Source organism: Pseudoalteromonas arabiensis (assembly GCF_001550155.1).
GTDB classification, from domain to species: domain Bacteria; phylum Pseudomonadota; class Gammaproteobacteria; order Enterobacterales; family Alteromonadaceae; genus Pseudoalteromonas; species Pseudoalteromonas arabiensis.
The window spans coordinates 17,659-35,094 of sequence record NZ_LRUF01000023.1 but is presented as its reverse complement, the minus strand read 5'-3'; the positions used below and the strand labels follow the sequence as shown (position 1 = coordinate 35,094).

The window sequence follows — 17,436 nt, the reverse complement described above, 5'->3', positions numbered from 1 at the left end:
CCACTGGTGCGTATATTGATTATTGTTTGATACCTGCCAAATCAAGCATAAACGCATAATACAGTGCGGTATCTTCTAAACTTTTAAACCGCCCTGACGCACCACCGTGTCCTGCTTCCATATCGGTCTTGAATAACAATACATTGTTGTCCGTTTTCAGCTCACGCAATTTAGTCACCCATTTTGCCGGTTCAAAATATTGTACTTGTGAGTCATGTAGCCCCGTTGTGATCAACATATTTGGATAGGCTTGTTGCTTCACTTGATCATAAGGTGAATATGACAACATATAGTCATAATACTTTTTATCATTTGGGTTACCCCACTCATCATATTCATTGGTCGTGAGCGGTAAGCTGGTATCAAGCATCGTTGTTACAACATCAACAAAAGGAACAGCTGCAATCACTCCTTTATAAAGTTCTGGCGCTTGGTTTACTATCGCCCCCATTAACAAGCCACCTGCACTGCCCCCCATGGCAAAAATGCTATTTTTGTCACCATACTTTTGTGCAACTAGAGATTCTGTCACATCAATAAAATCGTTAAATGTGTTTTTCTTGTGTAACAACTTGCCATCTTCGTACCATGGGCGCCCAAGCATTTGTGAACCGCGGATATGTGCAATTGCAAACACGAAACCGCGATCAAGCAAGCTTAGTCGCGAACTCGAAAAACTCGGATCCATCGTCGCACCATACGAACCATAGCCATACTGTAATAACGGGTTAGTACCGTTTTTATCAAACTTATCTTTACGATAAACGAGGCTCACAGGTACATCGACACCATCTCGCGTTGTCACATACACCCGCTCAGATATATAGTTATCTGGATTAAAGTCACCTAACACTTTGCGCTGCTTGAGAAGCGTTTTTTCACCGTTTTCTAAATTAATATCGTAACTTGTACTTGGCGTGGTCATACTTGAGTAGTAAACACGTAAGTTAGGGTTATCTAGCTCATAGTTACCATAGCTAGAAACCGTATATGTCGGATCCTTAAAGGCAATCACTTGTTCTTGCTGATCACGTAAATCACGAATAATTAAAGAGGTCTGCCCCATTGTGCGCTCTTCGTATACCAAGTGATGATTAAATAACTCAATACTTTCCAGCTTTATATTTTCGCGCCCAGCAATCAGCGTTTGCCACTTCGCTTTATCCTGAGCTTGTTCACGATGCACTTTCATTAACTGAAAGTTTACGGCATTTAAATTAGTGACTATGTAATACCAGTCACCTAATTTCTTAATGTCATACTCGAGTCCTGTTTCACGTGGAATTAAACGTTTTGGCATGGCACTGATATCGTTTGCATCAATAACCGACACCCCAGAAGCACTCGTGCTACTATGCTTGATATAAATCTCTTGGTGATCTTTGCTCTTCTCAATACTGGTGTAATAGCTCATGTCCAGCTCTTCATATACGAGCTCATCATCCGCTTGAGACGTGCCTAACCTGTGCCGAAAAACTTGATATCCCAATAAGGTTTGCGGGTCTTTTTTAATATAATAAAAGGTTTTATTATCATTCGCCCAAACAACATCACCTTCGCTGCCTTCAATTGTATCCGGCAATAATTGATTGGTTGTCAAATCCTTAATTTTTATAGTGTATATACGCCGACTCAACGTATCCTTACCATAGGCTAATAAAGCACCATTTGGGCTTACATCAAGTCCTGTTATTGCAAAATAATCATGATTTTTAGCAAGCTTATTTACGTCTAAAATAACCTGCTGATGCTGTCCTTGCTTATCAGTACTTCGTATATAAACAGGGTATTCATTATCACCATGAGTTTGTGAAAAATAATAATGGCTTCCCTTTTTTATGGGTACTGATTCATCATCTTTTTCAATACGTCCTTTCAACTCTTCAAATAACTTATTTTGTAAAGCATTTGTATGAGCCATCATTTTTTCTACATAACTATTTTCAGCTGCTAAATGGGCAAGAACCTGTGGGTCGGTGCGAGTATCGTCACGCATCCAATAATAGTTATCAACTCTGCTATCACCGTGAATAGTCATCTCATGAGGTATTTTTTTGGCTACAGGTGCCAAGGTGTTTACTTTATCTGCAGCTGAAAATGAGCTGGACTCGTTTACAGAACTCGGTATTTTGTTACACGCCGCAACGATAGCAAGTGGTATAGCTAACAAGTAAAGAGAGTGACTAATTTTCATAGGGTTCCTGAGTTATTTTTTATCCCGACTTTAATATAAGTAAAATTAACTCCTGATATAAGTAGGCTTTGTGAAGCAATGTAAAAAGGGAGCCGCAGCTCCCTTTATATAAACGTATTGATTATCTACTTTTGCTTACGACGACGCACAAATGCAAACGGCGCAGCTAACAAAGCTAACCATGCAAGTGAACCCGATGAACGCGATCTATTTGCTGAAGGCGCAGGTTCTACTGGCATCTCCGATGCTTCATCTGCAAGGTTATTAACAAGTACAGTTACCATGGCGGGCTCCGAGATATTGCCAGACTTATCACTGACAACCACTTCAAGTTCAATGGCGGTCATTCCTGCATCATAATCTAAGACTTCTTGTTGCATCACGACAACGTCCCCTTCGGAAGTGACTGAAACAGCTGTAGAAGTAGAGTTTAAAACAATAAACTCAGAAATAGGGTTAGCAAGGTCTGCACCAAAACTAGCTTCTAAGGTGCCAATTACCGTACCATTCTCTGCATTTTCATCCACTGAGAACTCAGCATCCGCTAAAACAGGCGAGGTGTTAGCATCACTTTGCGGAGTAGCAACATATGCTTGCGAACCTGAGTCAGATAAAATTAAGAAATCAGCTCCTGCATTAAACATAGTTGCAGACTCGCCAGGCGCTAATGAGCTAACAGTATTCCCAGCATCATCAATTAAAGCCGCGTAGACATTTTTAGATGCATCACTGAATGTATAAGTTCCCATTGCAACATCACCTTGGTTTGTTGCCAGTGGAGTAAACAGCTCCTCTTCAGTTCTAAAACGAACATTTGCAGTTACATTGTCTAGGTCATCCGCTGTTAAGCCAAATGTTTCTAAACAAGTTTGAAGGGTCAAATGATTGTTACCGATAATTTGAAAAATATTATTTATTTGACCTGAAGCGCTGCCATACCCATGAGTGAAAGTAATTGCTGTACCAGGCTCAATATCCCTAAAGAACCATTCTAGCTTACCATTTTGTACTGTTATATCGTAAATACCATCTTGATCAAGGTCGAAGTCCGCCAAAAAGCCTGCGATGTATGAATGGGTAATACCTTCATTGAATACCATCGTAGTAGAAGTCACAAAACCACTTTCACAAAACTCTGTTTCGATAGAAGAGGTCTCTATTGATGCACCAACTAAATCAAAGCGATGCGCTTCATCAATCTCATCAGTCATCACTGTTGGTGCAAAAACAGGGTTTAGCGTTGTCGCGCCTGTATTAGTCAACTGATGCGCTACACCACTTTCAGTTTCAACGGGTGTAAAGCTCATAGCAGCATTCGCTTTTGGTAATACGTGATAGACCAAGTGGAAAGCAGGCTCGCCGCCATCAGAGAAAACTAACGCACCATCTAGCTCCAAGTTGGTTAAATCTGCCGTTGTCGCTTGTGAACCAATATTGCCAGCAGTCAACGTCCACTCAGGCAACGTAGCAGGGTCAATTGTTGCCGTCACATCAAATGACATTGTTTGACCTGCTGGAACAGTGATGGTTTCTGGGTACTCTAATGAAAATGAACCGCGCTCTATGTCATTTTGATAACGCTGCTCAAGTGATAACGAATATACTTTCACTTCGTTCGAGAAGTTTTTTACTTGAATGGTCTTTGTTAGTTCAACAGTCTCAGAAGCGTTAACTAGACCGAATGAAAGCGCCGCTTGTTTAGTATCAGCAGCCCATGCAGCAACAGGTAAGTTAGCAGCCTTATTAACATCAACTAAGCCTGCGCCGATATAGCTAATAGGAGCAAGTTCAGCATCTGGGTTTATTGCACGAGGCTCCATGGTGACATCTAAATTTGCCGTATTCATTAGTGTCGCTTTAAGCTCTAACGCATTGCGCTCTGGTTGTGCTTCTTTTAAAAGACTTACAGCACCTGCGGTAATAGGTCCTGAGAAAGATGTACCTGATACGCCAGTTAAACCATTACCAAGTCCAGGCTGCGCTGTCATGATATTCACACCAGGGGCTGTAATCTCAGGCTTAAGTAAGCCTCCCATTGATGGGCCTCGAGACGTAAAATCAGCTATTGCTCCTGTAAGAACTAGCTTTTCAAGTTGAAATTGGTATTCAGGCTGCTCACCTGCCGCTAGCTGCTCTTTTAACTGTCGTCCGACTTCTTGAGTTACAGATAGTACACGAATAGTTACTTGGTCTGCCTCTGGGCCTGCTGCCATACCAGGTGCGCTTCCTTCAGCATTATTTGCAATAATGACAAAAGCAGCCCCACGTTGTTGTGCTCGCAATGCCTTCGCAGAGAAACCACATGCACCACGGTCAATAATGACGCCTTTACCTGTAAAATCAATATCTTCAGCAAAGTCCACACATGCCGTTGCGTTATCACTTGGGTGAACCAATTCATGATCTTCACTGGTCAATTCAAACGCATCCGTGTTACCAAATGAAGCAAGACCTGTTTCAACTTGATCACCATTTACTTCATTACTAAACACATTACTAGGTTCAGTGGGATGAGTCATAGCACCTACAGAAAGTGCATTTTCAGTTGTACTAGGACCGCCAACAATAAATGGATATGCACCATCATTACCAGCAGAGATAACAACATTTGTGCCTAGCTTTACAGCCTCATTTATAAATAAGCTCACAGCATCGTTGGCAACATCACCATAATCACCACCTAAAGACATATTAATTACATCTACACGGTCAGAGATATCACCATCGCCATTCGGGTCCATTGCACTTTCTAATGCAAGTAATTGATCTTTTCCTTCACATTCTGCGGCACAAACAGAGTAAACAAATAAGTCCACATTAGGCGCAATACCGTTCACTGAATGAGATACATGGGTACCATGATCAGTTGTTACATCAATCGGATCAGCATCGTCATTTACAAAATCATAGCCACCTAACACTTTACCTTGTGGCCAATCAACGCTTGTTGGATCGGCCGCCGCTGCCGCATAGGCTGCATCGGTACCTTCACCGCCAAACGCTGTATGGGTATAATCAATACCGGTATCAAGTACAGCAACACGAACACCTGCACCTGTAGCAAGACCATTCGAGACAAGTGGGGTTGCCTCTATATAATCAGCACTATCCGCAACATGTAGCTCATAGTCATAAACAGGGTATATCTCTTCGACTTGAGGATTCGATAAAAGCATGGCGACATCTTGCTTACTACCATTGACAACAACTGAGCTAACAAGTGTTGATGTTTTAGCAATAACTTGCACAGGTAAATCCATACTCTCAATAGTTTGCTCGACTGATGCTTGCGCCGTCTTAGCAACTGCTTGTACTGAGGCAATATTAGCACCCATGGTTGTTGCGTTAACTGTTGCAGGTACTTTCAGTTTAACCAACCAGCTTGTTGCTTCACCTTTTACGTTTCGTTCTTGTTTGGTAACAGCGACTGGCTTAATTAGTTTTTTACCCGCTAGGTTATACTTTGAAAAATCATTTGCCTGAGCACTTGCACACATCGCACTTGCAACAGCGAGTGCGACTGTTGTTCTTTTTATTAGATTATTAGACATAGGGTCCCCTAGGATATGTTATGTTATCGTTTTGACAGTGATTGAAACTGAGTTTCGGCGTCAATATAAAACGGGACCACAAACAGGAACAACAAAATAATTACATTATGATTACAATAACCACAAAAATAGACACAACATTGTTTCAAACTCATTGTTTTTAAAATATTTTTATAAAAAACAGTAAGTTGTAAATGTTTGTAAACGAATATTGTCTTTTTAAACGCAAGGCGAGATAAAATGAACTCAGACGTCATTAACATTTTAACGATGGCAAAGGTAATCCAAACAGCCGTAGCCCCCGTTTTCTTAATTACTGGTATTGCGGCAACACTAGGGGTTTTATCTAATCGCCTTGCACGCATTACTGACCGCGCAAGACAGCTTGAGCGTAAGCTAAAAGTAAGTACTGATGAGGACTTTAATCTATCGTTAACGACCGAATTAAGAGCCTTGCTGAAACGCTCGCGCTGCATCCATATTGCATTTAGCTTAAGTGTGCTTAGTGCCCTACTCGTTTGTGCTGTGGTCATGTGTTTGTTTCTCTCACACATTCAATCTATTAACTTAAGTGTGACGATTGCAAGCTGCTTTGTTGCTGCAATGGCGTTACTGATTTTTGCCTTTTTATCATTGCTAGGTGAAGTTTTCTTAGCAACACGAAGTATGCGCCGTGGCATGATCTTCGCAGATATTGATATAAATGATTAGGGCGTATTGACCTTTTATGATTAATTTTGCAGCAGTGTGTTTGGTATTTTGGCAAGGCAGAGCCTATGTAGTGTGGTTGCTCCACATAAATAGGCGATAACGCAGCATCAATGCCAAACACGCGCTGCCCTTCGGGTTCTTCCTAGGGGCGATTAACTCTTTGTTGCTCGATTTTTACTTAGTCCACTAGGTTACAAATCTCGCGCCGCGATTAAATCGCCCCTAGAGTGAACAAATTTTAATCTACAAAGGTAAATACGCCCTAGATTAAACTTAAGTTAAGATTAACCGCATTACACTTGAATAATCTATTTAGCTGAGATAAAACTCGGTTAATTTATCTTTATGACATATTAAGGGGCAAAAGGAATGAAATTAAAACAATTAGTATTAGGTACGATACTGTCGACTATGGCACTTAGCGCATCGGCAGACTCTGTATTTGAAGAGCCAAGTGACGCTATCGAATACCGCCAAGCGGCATTTTCAATGATTCGCGTACAAATTGGTGACATGGGCGATATGCTAAAAGGAAAAGTACCTTTTGATGCAGAACGTTTTCAGATGCGTGCAAACAATGCAGCAGCACTATCAAAAATGCCTTGGGAAGCTTTCGTAGCGGGTTCTGATAAGGGCGATACATCTGCACTTGCAGCTGTATGGAGCGACAACGAAACCTTCATGAAAAAAGCAGTGGCGTTCCAACAGTATGCTGACGAACTAGCCGTTGCTGCACAAAGTGGCGACCAAAAAGTGATTGGTAAAGCATTCGGCGCGTGGGCTAAAGGTTGTAAAGATTGCCATAAATCATTCAAAGACTAATTAAAACTTAAACTAAAAAGGCGCTTATTAGCGCCTTTTTTAATGCCTTAAGATAGCTACCCTAGCAGATAACTGAGTGGCTCTGCCCCCCAAGTCGTAAATAGCAACACTAAGCACACGGCAAAAATAACGAATGCGATAACGGGTGATTTAGTCACAGGCTCCGTGGCTGAGATTTGATCGCTACTGCCCGTAAGCATAGGCTTTACTAAATTCTTACCCTTTATACGATAAATAACAATCGCCAAAACATGCAATACAATAGCATACAACAAAATATCAAAATTAAGATGATGCAACCAACCTGCAAACTCCACGGTATCTGAGGATACATGCGCTACTAACGGACCATCCGTTAATATATCGTCACTCGTCATTAAGCCAGAAGTTAACTGCACGATAAGCAAAGCAAAAAAGGCTATCACCATATAGCTACCAGCCGCACCATGACCCGCTTTATGTTCACTACTCGTGAACGACTTAATCGCAGCAACAGGAGAGTGAATAAGTGCTGATAGCCTCGCAGTTTTACTACCAATAATACCCCAGATAAGACGAGTAACTAGCAATGCAAGGGTGAAATACCCTGCTGCAAAGTGCAGCTCAAGCATGCCCTCTTCGGCACTAAAATAAAGTGTCGCGATAGCCGCAACCAACAACCAATGGAAACTTCTTATAAAGCCATCCCATACTTTGACTTTAGACATTGTAACCCTCCCTAAGAAATGTATATTATTGCAAACTTCGACGATTTTGACACACTCCAATAATAGGTGTTTTGATCTGAGCCATAACAACAAACAAGAGCGATAAGATGCAAAAACCCATTCTAAGAGCCTTGCTAAAAGGATTTTTCGACATGCTCCCCTTATGCCTTGCGGTGTTACCTTGGGGGATTTTATGTGGCTCTTTAGCAATTCAAAATGGTTTTAGCGCATTTGAAACACAAGCAATGTCGTTACTGGTATTTGCAGGGTCTGCGCAGTTGGTCGCCATAGAATTAATAGCCGGCAATACACCGCTTTTAACTATTTTGTTTACCACACTCATTATTAGCTCACGGCACTTTTTATATGGCTTAGCAGTGCGCCACAAGGTCATCGATCAGCCTTTTCGTTGGCGACTTCCTGTTAGTTTTGTTCTCACTGATGAATTATTTGCTTTCTCACACCATCGCAAAGCCTATCGAACAAAAGTACGCCTTATTTATGCTTTAAGTGCTGGGTTTAGTTTTTATATTGCGTGGAATATTTGGACCCTGCTAGGCATAGTCGCGGGAAGCTTACTCCCCGATTTAACAAATCTTGGCCTTGATTTTGCCATCGCAGCCACCTTTATTGCTTTAGTTATTCCTGGCGTAAAGAACCTTGCTACCTTAGCGACCGTGATCACCGCAGGTGCTGTCGCAACGCTATTGAAAAGCCAAGGCTTTCAACTGTGGCTAGTCACAGCGGCCCTTATCGCTATGACGGTGGGTTATGTAATTAGTCGCTGGAGAGCAAAAGAGGAGCACGTACAATGATGATGACTATTTTATTGATGGCGTGTATCACCTTCTTCAGCCGTTACTTATTTTTACACCGTGCGCTACCGTTTAAAGTCGGCCCGAAAATGCAGCAATTTTTAAGTTTTAGTGCCCCTGCAGTACTTACCGCAATTTGGGTACCCATTGTGTTTATTAATGACGAAGAGATAAATCTAGATTGGCAAAATCCCTACCTAAGTGCTGCAATCGTATCCGTTATTGTGGCTTATAAAACACACAATATTTACTACACAACACTGGCAGGGATGGGATTATTTATAATCTTAAGTTAGACACTTGCAAGTAAAATCGCGCGGCTTTTCTCAAGCGTAACTTGCTCGCGCTCACCAAGAGCCGTCATACCATGACGTTCAAGCTGAGCCACAAGTTTATCGGCAACACTTTCATCCAACTCGTAATCGCTTAAACGAGTTGGCATTTTAACACTGTGGAAAAATGCTTCTGTTGCAGCTATCGCGTTATCAATTGCTGAATCTTCATCTTTAATATCAAGGCCTAATACTCGCTCAGCATATTGCAATAACTTGTCACGCTTAGTGTCTTTTTGCTCTGCCATCATACGTGGTAATACAATCGCTAATGTTTGTGCGTGATCCAAACCATACACAGCAGTCATTTCATGACCTATCATGTGAGTTGCCCAGTCTTGCGGGACGCCAGCTCCTATTAGGCCATTGAGTGCCATCGTCGCTGACCACATAATATTAGCGCGCACTTGATAGTTATCGGGTTCAGAGAATGCTTTAGGGCCTTCTTCGATAAGCGTCATCAAAATCCCTTCAGCAAAGCGATCTTGTAACTTGGCACCCACATCATATGTTAGGTATTGCTCCATTGTGTGTACAAACGCATCAACAATACCATTCGTTATCTGACGCTCAGGTAATGAGAATGTCACAGCAGGGTCGAGCACAGCAAAACGAGGACGCACAAACTCACTGGCAAACGGCAGTTTATCTTGCGTCTCTAAGTTTGATACCACACTAAAGGTGTTCGATTCCGAACCCGTGGCAGGTAAGGTTAAAACAACGCCAAGTGCCACAGCTGACTTTATTTCAGCGCCTTTTGCTAAAATATCCCATGGTTCGCCAACAAACTCAGCTGCAGCTGCGATAAATTTGCTACCATCAACCACAGAACCACCACCAACCGCGAGGATATAGTCAATTTGCTGCTCTTTGACTAGTTCAACTGCTTTCATACATGTTTGGTAGCTAGGGTTTGGTTCAATACCGGCAAACTCAAACCAAGTATGCTCGCTTAATGCAGCTTTAACTTGATCATACACACCATTTTTCTTAATGCTGCCGCCGCCATAAGTAACTAGTACTTTGGCATTTTTTGGGATCTCATTTTGAATCTCTTTGATTTGTTGTTCACCAAAATGAATTTTGGTTGGATTCTCAAAGCTAAAATTTAACATGCTTACGCTCTCATATTTGTGAGTATTAATCAGTGACACGACTATTGTAGTTATTTTCATATAGGGATAAAGGATGAAAATAAATAATCACTTTTGCAGACATGCAACAATAATCAGCATAAAATAGTCTTAATTTGATGCAGCACCCTAAGGATCGAAAATGTGGCAAGGCTTGGAAGAATTCTTATATGTCGTTGAGCATGGCAGCTTTACACATGCAGCCAAGGCTATGGAAGTATCAACCTCACATATAAGTCGGCAAGTACAACAGTTGGAAAGTCGTTTAGGTTCGGTATTATTTCAACGCACCACACGTAAAATCAACCTTACTGATGCAGGGCGTGAATACGCAGTAAAATTAAAAGCAATACGCCAAGAATTGATTGATGCAAACAACCAACTACAGGGTGAACAACGCCAACCAAAAGGCCTAATACGTATTACTGGCGCAGGTGAATTTGTAGCAAACCAAGTCGCTCCCAAAGTCGCAGAGTTTGTCAAACGCTACCCTGAGGTTGAAGTCGACCTCGACTTTAATAGTCGTAACGTTAACTTAGTTGAAGAAGGTTTTGACTTAGCCATTCGCTTTGGCAGAATGCAAGACTCAAATTTAATTGCACGACCACTCTGTAAACGCGTAATGACACTCGTTGCAAGCCCAGAGTATTTAGCTAATCACCCAACTATTAATACGCCTTTTGATCTCACTGAGCATAACTGTCTAATTACCATGCGAAAACGCTGGCGATTTAATATTGATAATCAAATTAAAGAGGTTCGCATTGATGGTAATTGGCGTAGCAACCACCCACAAGCTATTTTAAGTGCCGCTGTTGCGGGTGTTGGTATTGCACACCTTGCTCTAGATATTGTTGAACCTTATTTGAATAATGGCCAATTAGTAAGTGTACTTGATGAGTTTCAAGTCAGCGATAATGCATCTTGGCTAGTATACCCTCGTAAAGATCTATTACCATTTCGCGTACGTTTATTGATAGAGCATTTAACCGATGCATTCGCTGATTAAAATTTACGCTTTTAGAAAAATCTCAAGCACGTTAGAATCAGTGTAACAATAATAAAAAGTTATCATTATGAGCGAATTTTACCAACTTTCTGCTACTAGCCTTCAAGGCCAAACTATCGACTTTTCTGACTTTGAAAATAAGGTTGTGCTCGTGGTAAACACAGCCAGTGAGTGCGGTTTTACTCCACAGTATGAAGGGCTCCAAAAGCTACATGAAAAATACCATGATAAGGGCTTAGTCATTATAGGTTTTCCCTGTAATCAATTTGGTAAGCAAGAACCTGGTGATGCTAGAGAAATAAAAGAGGGCTGTCTAATCAACTATGGTGTCAGCTTTTTAATGATGAGCAAAGTTGATGTAAACGGCGAACACGCACACCCCGTTTTTCGACATCTAAAGTCCGAATTGCCAGGCTTTATCACCCGCAAAATAAAATGGAACTTTACCAAGTTTTTAATTGGCAAAGATGGTAAAGCCATTAAACGCTTTGCACCACTAACAAAACCAGAACAAATAGAATCAACCATTGTAGCGGCATTACATAAATAAAGCGTACGTCAAAAAGCAATAAAGAGGCGCAGCGCCTCTTTATCTAAATTTATACTTAGTCGTTCAAATAATCATCAAAATCATCTTCACCTAAGTTTCTTCGCAAGCGTTTTTGTTCAAGATAGTCTTCCAACTTCTTCTTAACGCGTTGCTTTTTCTTGTCGTGTTGATTACGCCCGACCATTTCGTACTCGTCTTCAACAAAATCGTCATCTAGCGCGTCATAACTAAATGTCTTACCCACAACCCACTCCATAAAGTGTTTGAGACCAATTCAACGGTTTTAAATTTGTTCCATGAATTAGCAAAGTTTAAAAAGCTCAGTAGTAATTTAGTACCTAAAAACTACCAAAATAAAGCCATACCCCCATGCTAAATAGGTGATATGTCAATATTGTGAATAAATAGCGCTAAATTCGATTTCTGAAAAGTGAGAGTTTTTTATCGTTTCGATAAAACTCATTTATGCATATGAATTTTTTGGTTAATTTGACCAAAAAATGGTTAAAATTTTATTTCTATTTCTTTTCCCAAAATAAACAAAAACAACCAACCGATTGATATTAAATAACTTTAAAAGTTTGGCACTCTATTTGATTACTAAACTTTGTCATTTCAAACAGGAAAGAAAAAAATGAAAAAGTTATTGTTAGCAAGTTCTTTATTTATCGCCACAAGTGCTATGGCTCATAACGATAATGATACAAATATTTCATTCAGTGGTGAGCAATGTGATGTTGAATTTAAAAATGATGTTCGTATTACGCCAAGCGAGTTAGAAGTTTACACAGCCGATAATCGTACTATGAAAATCATCAACCAAAATAATTTATATATTGATGGTCAAAGCGTATCCCTCAACTCTTCACAGCAAAAGGCTATTGCCGCTTATTCCGACAGCTTACGCAGCCAACTCCCTGAGGTGGCAAACATCGCGCTTGATGGGGTAAAAATCGCAGGTGTCGCAATCGAAGAAGTTGCTAATGCTTTTAACATTGACGGCCTAAACGACATATCTGAATTAATGGATGACATTAGCGCAGAAGTGCAGAACGCTTTCTATCAACAAGGTGCATTCACTATAGGTCAGCAAAATTTCGAAAAGTTTGGCCAAAACTTTGAGAATCAGTTTGATGAGCAAATCGAATCAGCGGTTGAGTCAGCCATGATGCAATCAATGGGCAGTATTTTAGTTGCTCTTGGCTCTGAATTAATCGGCTCAGGTGGTGATATGGATGCTTTTGAAAAGCGCATGGAAAACATGGGTGAACAAATCGAAGCGCGCGTAGAAACTCAAGCCGCACAACTAGAAGAGCGTGCCGATGCACTCTGTGGCAGTTTTGCAGATATTGCCCATAAAGAGCAAGAACTCGTCGCTTTAGTACCTGAATTAAAAGAATACCAGCTGTTCACATTTAAACAGCATGCTGAGTAAGATATCCCTGAACCAACGCACTTGGTTTTGCGCAGAGCTTGCTCTGCGCTTTTTATTTTTTGGCTAATACTGTGAGCTGTGACAAGGTTTTAATTGCTTGTTCTAAATGCTCAGACCAAGGTAAACCATAGCTTAAGCGAAAACAGCTGCGGTATTTTTTACCCGCTGAAAATATTAACCCTGGAGTAATGCTAATTCCCGCCTCTAACGCTAAATGGAATAACTTTACCGCATCATACTGCCCCCCAAGATCAATCCAAATCACACAGCCACCTTGCGGATTACTAATGCGCGCACAACTTGGCATATATTGCTGTAAGCACCAAATCATACGTTCTTTATTTGTACTCAAGCGCTGCCTCAACAAACGCAGATTACGATCGTACTCACCGCTGGCGATAAACTCATACAGAGTCCATTGATTAATAAGTGGCGCGGAGCAACTCAGAGCACGTTTATAACGCCTTGCTTGCTCTGCAAACTTGCCCGCAATGATCCAACCAATACGATAGCTTGGTGCAGCTGTTTTTGAAAACGACGCACAGGTGATCACTAAGCCTTTTTTTGAATAAGCTTGCGCTGGCGTAGCACGTTTAGCAGTAAAATGTAGATCGCCATAAACATCGTCTTCTATGAGCACAACGTTACGCTCTTCTAAAAGAGTCACTAACTGCTCGCGTTTCGTCTCTGGCATAAAACTACCAACGGGGTTATTTAACGACGTTGAAAAAACACACGCTTTGATATCATGCTCATCGAGGGCTTGAGCCAAATCATCTAGCCAAATTCCTTCATCAGGACACAGAGGGATTTCCAACGCTTTTAAGCCTAAGCTTTCAATCAATTCAATAATGCCAAAATAACAAGGTGATTCAATGGCGATGATATCGCCAGCTTTAGCGACACATTTAAGTGCTATTGCCAATGCCTCTTGTGCGCCATTGGTGATCACCAATTCATCACTATCAACACCAATACCAAAGTCTAAATAGCGATGGATCAATTGCTTTTTCAACGGTGCAAACCCATCCATTGGGCCGTAGTTAATTGCCGATGCGCCAGCCAGTGTCATTACACGTCGCATTGTTCGTGCTAGCGCTTTATCTGTAGGTGCTGCTGCAATAGGGTTTGCAATACCGAATGGCACAACATTGGCTTTATGTATGGCACTATAAACTTGCTCAATCAAGCCTTGCTTATTCACCATCATTGGCTCGCGACTTAGCTTCACTCGTTTCGGCCGCGATTGATTTAATTGAGAAGACTTTAAAAAGTATCCTGACTTTTCTTTGGCTTCTATCAACCCTTGCCCTTCTAAAAGTTGATAAGCTTGTTTCACTGTTGGGATACTTACATTTAACTTATCAGCCATTTTTCTCAGCGACGGTAACTTCTCTCCAGGTAATAGCGACCCTTGTGAGCAAAGATCTCTTATTAGCTGAATCACCTGTTGATATAAAAACTCACTATTACTGCGACTGATCACTTGTGACATCGGACACCAAACTGTATAGGTTATATTTTTAGTTTTCTGTATATGTTAAGTATACAGAAGAGGCCTAAAATGAACATACTTTAAACTTTTGAGTACTAACTATGAAAAGTGCCGCTCTTTACCTTGTCACGGTACTAATTTGGGGGTCAACTTGGCTAGCGATTGAGTTTCAACTAGGCGATGTTGCCGTTGAAATCTCCTTGTTTTATCGCTTTGCTATTGCAGCCGTTTTAATGTGGGCTTTCGTACTGATAAAAAAGCTACCTATGCAATATTCACTGCGTGATCATAGCTTTTTCGCTTTACTGGCATTATTCAACTTTGGTTTAAACTATCTTGTTTTATATTGGGCACAAAATTACCTCACTTCAGCCATGGCATCGATTGCTTTTTCCATGCTGTTATTGATGAATATCATCAATACACGGTTATTCTTTGCCAAACCTATCGCCAAGCGAATTTACTTTGGTGCACTTCTTGGAGTGATGGGGATTGCTAGCTTGTTTTGGCCACAAATTCAGCAATTCAACTTGAGTAATGGTGCGTTGGTCGGGTTACTACTTGCGCTATCAGGAACCTTTGTGGCTTCATTGGGAAATATGGTCAGTGTTCGAAACTCTCAGCGTAATATTGGCGTACTACAAGGCAACGCATGGGGTATGTTATATAGCGCTTTAGGCTTGGCTGCTTATGTTTTAGTAAGCGATGTAGAGCTTACCTTGAATGCTCCAACAAGTTATTGGGTGTCGCTGCTCTATTTAGCTGTGTTCGGTACAGTTATCGCATTTGCTTGTTATTTTGCACTACTAAAAAATATCGGCCCAGAACGGGCAAGTTATGTGATCGTATTATTCCCACTGGTTGCAGTAGTACTAAGTACCTTATTTGAAGGATTCGAATGGCAAGCGAACACCTTTATCGGATTTAGCTTAGTTTTATTTGGCAATGCCATTGTGCTAACACCAACAAAACAGATTAAAGCTTTTTTTGCTGCTCGCAGTATTCAGCAAAAAGGCTCCGTCCCCAGTTAGAAGTGACTATGTCGCCTCTAACACCAAGCGCTGGCAAATTTTGCCGGCGCTTTTTTATGGCACATGAAAACGAAGTGCTTGCGGGTGAATACTGACCTTCGCAGGCGTATAACCCACCAGCTCACCATCTGCCTCAATAAGCTGTCTAGGGGTGGTTACTTCTGCACTGACTAGTTGTGAATATTCTAGCCTTTTCAAACTATGATGCTTTACCAGTAGTAAATACACAAAACTGAGCAGGTTTTTCAGCAAACCATCTGCGGGCATGCAGTAACAGTCAAGCTGACCATCATTTAGCTGTGCTTTTGGGGCGATTTTTAAACCACCACCGAAATATTGATGATTGGCAAATATCGTCACTAAGTTACTGTAGTTGAGTGCTTTACCATTAAACGCAGCGTGTAGAGGCTTAGCCTGAAATGAAAACAGCTGTTTTACACCCTGCCAAATATAGCCGAATGAACCATAGCTTTCAGTCTTATTTAGCTGAGCCACCACTTCAGCGTCAAAGCCTATTCCCGCTACATTAATAAAATAGCGCTGGTTTATTTGCCCAATATCGATTAACTCTGTACGGCTATTAAAAACGGCTTCATACCAAGCCTGTTGTTTACACGCAAAGCCGCGAGCAAAATCATTACCTGTGCCAGCAGGAATTAACGCAATTGAACAATCACTCTCTATGAGTGCATTAACAGCTAAGTGTAAAGTTCCATCACCACCAATCACCACGACTTGAGTTTGGTTTTTAGCCAAAAGCGCAATATCAGCGCAATCATTCTCAAACTTGCCTGTGGTTAAATACAATTCAGGCTCGATCTGTCTTTTTTTACATTCTTTTATTAACCAATCAACACTGTTTTTATGATTTTTTTTGTCGCTTGGCTTTATTATTATCAACATCAGCGATTACTTCTTTTCAGACAGGGCAAAAATAGCCACCCATTCAAATTATATTAATCTGAATATTTAGTCACTTTATAAATTTAAAAACGCATAAACAAAACAACATAAAACAAAAACTCTTTATATACCTGAAGTTAATAAAAAAACACCTTGCATAACCATGCAACCCATAGCAAAAAAGAAAACTTAACGCATTGTTAATAAAGCAGATTCGGATTAAAAAAAGTTATCCGATAGACTCAATTTTTATCGTTTTATTTTTGTCCAGTTTGGTTGCAAAATACCCATGTTTTCAACCAAACACAACTTGGAGCAAAGTAATGAACCCGATTAATACACTCAATCAAAGTGCAGCAACTCATGTTGCCGTAAAACCAACTAACAGAAAAGCAAAAATGCTTGCTAAGTTAAACCGTTACGGAAAAAAACTAGCACTTGGCGGCGCAGTACAACACAAGTAACCCCCAACCATGGTTACTTTATCGGTGCAGTAAACACCCAACCACTAATGAAGATCCTTCTTTAGCTCCTCCGTTTACTGCCCCAACCCCCTTCTTTTAAGTTAAAAACAGCAAATAATTAAACCTTTTTACAAAAAACCCTCTCTTTACGCTCAAAAAACAAGCAAACAAACTTTTTCCTATTTACACAGCCGATTCAGCTAAGTATTATTCTCGCATCACGATGTGGAGAGATGGCAGAGTGGTCGAATGCACCGGTCTTGAAAACCGGCAGGGGTTTGTAG

16 protein-coding genes and 1 tRNA gene (1 of these 17 only partly in view) are annotated in these 17,436 nt (G+C 40.9%); 10 read left to right on the top strand and 7 right to left on the bottom strand.

Annotated features, from left to right (window positions below):
- Nucleotides 1-19: 19 nt before the first annotated feature.
- Nucleotides 20-2,194 carry a S9 family peptidase gene (locus PAARA_RS12965; RefSeq protein WP_062569453.1) on the bottom strand — a complete coding sequence of 725 codons (2,175 nt, stop codon included), beginning with the start codon at nt 2,192-2,194 and terminating at the stop codon, nt 20-22.
- A gap of 125 nt (nt 2,195-2,319) precedes the next feature.
- Nucleotides 2,320-5,745: a S8 family serine peptidase gene (locus tag PAARA_RS12960; RefSeq protein ID WP_062569452.1), complete on the bottom strand. Its 3,426-nt coding sequence runs from the start codon at nt 5,743-5,745 to the stop codon at nt 2,320-2,322.
- Nucleotides 5,746-5,985: 240 nt separating this feature from the next.
- Here PAARA_RS12960 and PAARA_RS12955 point away from each other — a divergent pair, with 240 nt between their 5' ends.
- A complete protein-coding gene (locus PAARA_RS12955) occupies nt 5,986-6,456 on the top strand; it encodes a DUF2721 domain-containing protein (protein ID WP_062569451.1) in 471 nt (156 codons plus the stop codon).
- 369 nt (nt 6,457-6,825) lie between these two features.
- Nucleotides 6,826-7,278, top strand: a complete 453-nt coding sequence (locus PAARA_RS12950; RefSeq protein WP_062569450.1) for a c-type cytochrome — start codon at nt 6,826-6,828, stop codon at nt 7,276-7,278.
- A 56-nt stretch (nt 7,279-7,334) separates the two neighbouring features.
- Here PAARA_RS12950 and PAARA_RS12945 read toward each other — a convergent pair whose 3' ends face one another.
- The gene (locus tag PAARA_RS12945; protein ID WP_062569449.1) at nt 7,335-7,985 is read right to left on the bottom strand and encodes a cytochrome b/b6 domain-containing protein; all 651 of its coding nucleotides are present in this window, start codon (nt 7,983-7,985) and stop codon (nt 7,335-7,337) included.
- A 107-nt stretch (nt 7,986-8,092) separates the two neighbouring features.
- On the opposite strand from PAARA_RS12945, the gene PAARA_RS12940 reads away from it, so the two are divergent.
- Nucleotides 8,093-8,800 (top strand): AzlC family ABC transporter permease, encoded by a 708-nt coding sequence (locus tag PAARA_RS12940; RefSeq protein WP_062569448.1) that lies wholly within the window; start codon nt 8,093-8,095, stop codon nt 8,798-8,800.
- Nucleotides 8,797-9,096 (top strand): AzlD domain-containing protein, encoded by a 300-nt coding sequence (locus PAARA_RS12935; RefSeq protein WP_062569447.1) that lies wholly within the window; start codon nt 8,797-8,799, stop codon nt 9,094-9,096. The genes PAARA_RS12940 and PAARA_RS12935 overlap by 4 nt, the downstream gene beginning before the upstream one ends.
- On the opposite strand, the gene PAARA_RS12930 is transcribed toward PAARA_RS12935, so the two are convergent.
- The gene (locus PAARA_RS12930) at nt 9,093-10,247 is read right to left on the bottom strand and encodes an iron-containing alcohol dehydrogenase (RefSeq protein ID WP_062569446.1); all 1,155 of its coding nucleotides are present in this window, start codon (nt 10,245-10,247) and stop codon (nt 9,093-9,095) included. The genes PAARA_RS12935 and PAARA_RS12930 overlap by 4 nt on opposite strands.
- Nucleotides 10,248-10,407: 160 nt before the next feature.
- Between PAARA_RS12930 and PAARA_RS12925 the strand changes: the two genes are divergently transcribed.
- Both PAARA_RS12925 and PAARA_RS12920 read left to right on the top strand, forming a co-directional pair.
- A complete protein-coding gene (locus PAARA_RS12925) occupies nt 10,408-11,274 on the top strand; it encodes a LysR family transcriptional regulator (RefSeq protein ID WP_062569445.1) in 867 nt (288 codons plus the stop codon).
- A 67-nt stretch (nt 11,275-11,341) separates the two neighbouring features.
- Nucleotides 11,342-11,824, top strand: coding sequence for a glutathione peroxidase (locus PAARA_RS12920; protein ID WP_062569444.1), 483 nt, complete (start codon nt 11,342-11,344; stop codon nt 11,822-11,824).
- 55 nt (nt 11,825-11,879) lie between these two features.
- On the opposite strand, the gene PAARA_RS12915 is transcribed toward PAARA_RS12920, so the two are convergent.
- Nucleotides 11,880-12,068 (bottom strand): PA3496 family putative envelope integrity protein, encoded by a 189-nt coding sequence (locus PAARA_RS12915; RefSeq protein ID WP_083515317.1) that lies wholly within the window; start codon nt 12,066-12,068, stop codon nt 11,880-11,882.
- Between the two features lie 390 nt (nt 12,069-12,458).
- On the opposite strand from PAARA_RS12915, the gene PAARA_RS12910 reads away from it, so the two are divergent.
- Nucleotides 12,459-13,259 (top strand): YggN family protein, encoded by an 801-nt coding sequence (locus PAARA_RS12910; RefSeq protein ID WP_062569442.1) that lies wholly within the window; start codon nt 12,459-12,461, stop codon nt 13,257-13,259.
- Nucleotides 13,260-13,311: 52 nt separating this feature from the next.
- Here PAARA_RS12910 and PAARA_RS12905 read toward each other — a convergent pair whose 3' ends face one another.
- Nucleotides 13,312-14,754, bottom strand: a complete 1,443-nt coding sequence (locus PAARA_RS12905; RefSeq protein ID WP_167346343.1) for an aminotransferase-like domain-containing protein — start codon at nt 14,752-14,754, stop codon at nt 13,312-13,314.
- 101 nt (nt 14,755-14,855) lie between these two features.
- On the opposite strand from PAARA_RS12905, the gene PAARA_RS12900 reads away from it, so the two are divergent.
- Complete coding sequence (locus PAARA_RS12900) at nt 14,856-15,785, top strand: DMT family transporter (RefSeq protein WP_062569441.1); 930 nt, start codon at nt 14,856-14,858, stop codon at nt 15,783-15,785.
- A gap of 54 nt (nt 15,786-15,839) precedes the next feature.
- Here the strand turns inward: PAARA_RS12900 and PAARA_RS12895 are convergent, their stop codons facing one another.
- The gene (locus PAARA_RS12895) at nt 15,840-16,688 is read right to left on the bottom strand and encodes a diacylglycerol/lipid kinase family protein (protein ID WP_062569440.1); all 849 of its coding nucleotides are present in this window, start codon (nt 16,686-16,688) and stop codon (nt 15,840-15,842) included.
- A 323-nt stretch (nt 16,689-17,011) separates the two neighbouring features.
- Between PAARA_RS12895 and PAARA_RS20635 the strand changes: the two genes are divergently transcribed.
- Nucleotides 17,012-17,152, top strand: coding sequence for a hypothetical protein (locus PAARA_RS20635; RefSeq protein WP_165381466.1), 141 nt, complete (start codon nt 17,012-17,014; stop codon nt 17,150-17,152).
- A gap of 227 nt (nt 17,153-17,379) precedes the next feature.
- Nucleotides 17,380-17,436 (top strand) — tRNA-Ser (locus tag PAARA_RS20665) (it continues 195 nt past the right edge of the window).

Excerpts from the sequence above, each read along its gene's own strand:
- PAARA_RS12965 (WP_062569453.1), bottom strand. The coding sequence starts at position 2,194 with ATGAAAATTAGTCACTCTCTTTACTTGTTAGCTATACCACTTGCTATC.
- PAARA_RS12960 (WP_062569452.1), bottom strand. The coding sequence starts at position 5,745 with ATGTCTAATAATCTAATAAAAAGAACAACAGTCGCACTCGCTGTTGCA.
- PAARA_RS12955 (WP_062569451.1), top strand. The coding sequence starts at position 5,986 with ATGAACTCAGACGTCATTAACATTTTAACGATGGCAAAGGTAATCCAA.
- PAARA_RS12950 (WP_062569450.1), top strand. The coding sequence starts at position 6,826 with ATGAAATTAAAACAATTAGTATTAGGTACGATACTGTCGACTATGGCA.
- PAARA_RS12945 (WP_062569449.1), bottom strand. The coding sequence starts at position 7,985 with ATGTCTAAAGTCAAAGTATGGGATGGCTTTATAAGAAGTTTCCATTGG.
- PAARA_RS12940 (WP_062569448.1), top strand. The coding sequence starts at position 8,093 with ATGCAAAAACCCATTCTAAGAGCCTTGCTAAAAGGATTTTTCGACATG.
- PAARA_RS12935 (WP_062569447.1), top strand. The coding sequence starts at position 8,797 with ATGATGATGACTATTTTATTGATGGCGTGTATCACCTTCTTCAGCCGT.
- PAARA_RS12930 (WP_062569446.1), bottom strand. The coding sequence starts at position 10,247 with ATGTTAAATTTTAGCTTTGAGAATCCAACCAAAATTCATTTTGGTGAA.
- PAARA_RS12925 (WP_062569445.1), top strand. The coding sequence starts at position 10,408 with ATGTGGCAAGGCTTGGAAGAATTCTTATATGTCGTTGAGCATGGCAGC.
- PAARA_RS12920 (WP_062569444.1), top strand. The coding sequence starts at position 11,342 with ATGAGCGAATTTTACCAACTTTCTGCTACTAGCCTTCAAGGCCAAACT.
- PAARA_RS12910 (WP_062569442.1), top strand. The coding sequence starts at position 12,459 with ATGAAAAAGTTATTGTTAGCAAGTTCTTTATTTATCGCCACAAGTGCT.
- PAARA_RS12905 (WP_167346343.1), bottom strand. The coding sequence starts at position 14,754 with ATGTCACAAGTGATCAGTCGCAGTAATAGTGAGTTTTTATATCAACAG.
- PAARA_RS12900 (WP_062569441.1), top strand. The coding sequence starts at position 14,856 with ATGAAAAGTGCCGCTCTTTACCTTGTCACGGTACTAATTTGGGGGTCA.
- PAARA_RS12895 (WP_062569440.1), bottom strand. The coding sequence starts at position 16,688 with ATGTTGATAATAATAAAGCCAAGCGACAAAAAAAATCATAAAAACAGT.
- PAARA_RS20635 (WP_165381466.1), top strand. The coding sequence starts at position 17,012 with ATGAACCCGATTAATACACTCAATCAAAGTGCAGCAACTCATGTTGCC.